We start from the raw sequence: 524 nt of genomic DNA on the forward strand, positions 1-524 counted from the left end.
AGCTGGGTTCCCCCATTCGGACATCCCCGGATCAAAGCCTGCTTACGGCTCCCCGAGGCATTTCGTCGTTCGCCACGTCCTTCTTCGGCTCCTAGTGCCTAGGCATCCTCCGTGTGCTCTTTCTAGCTTAACCATTTATAGGGATCTTTAGCGTTAGCTAAAGTCTCTCCTAATTGAAAGAGTTAAAGATTTTGTGCAACCCTAAGGTCAACACAACCTAAGTTCTTACTTTACGTTTTTGTTTCGTTATCTAGTTTTCAAGGAACAATGTTGCAACCGTTATATTCGCAAAGCGATGTTGGTTGTCAACTGAATGTTTGAAAGATTGCTCTTTCAAAACTGAACACGAGTGAGTTAACGATTGTGTATCCGAARATACTTGACTGTGTCTATCAGACACGAGTCTCCATAGAAAGGAGGTGATCCAGCCGCACCTTCCGATACGGCTACCTTGTTACGACTTCACCCCAATCATCTACCCCACCTTCGGCGGCTGGCTCCCTTGCGGGTTACCCCACCGACTT

Annotated in this window: 2 rRNA genes; both read right to left on the reverse strand. The window is 47.0% G+C overall.

The window, feature by feature from the left end:
- Nucleotides 1-133, reverse strand: a 23S ribosomal RNA gene (locus AB4114_RS35865); the annotation flags it as partial.
- A 279-nt stretch (nt 134-412) separates the two neighbouring features.
- Nucleotides 413-524, reverse strand: a 16S ribosomal RNA gene (locus AB4114_RS35870); the annotation flags it as partial.

The sequence above is a fragment of the Paenibacillus sp. 2RAB27 genome (assembly GCF_052115445.1).
Classification (GTDB): domain Bacteria; phylum Bacillota; class Bacilli; order Paenibacillales; family NBRC-103111; genus Paenibacillus_E.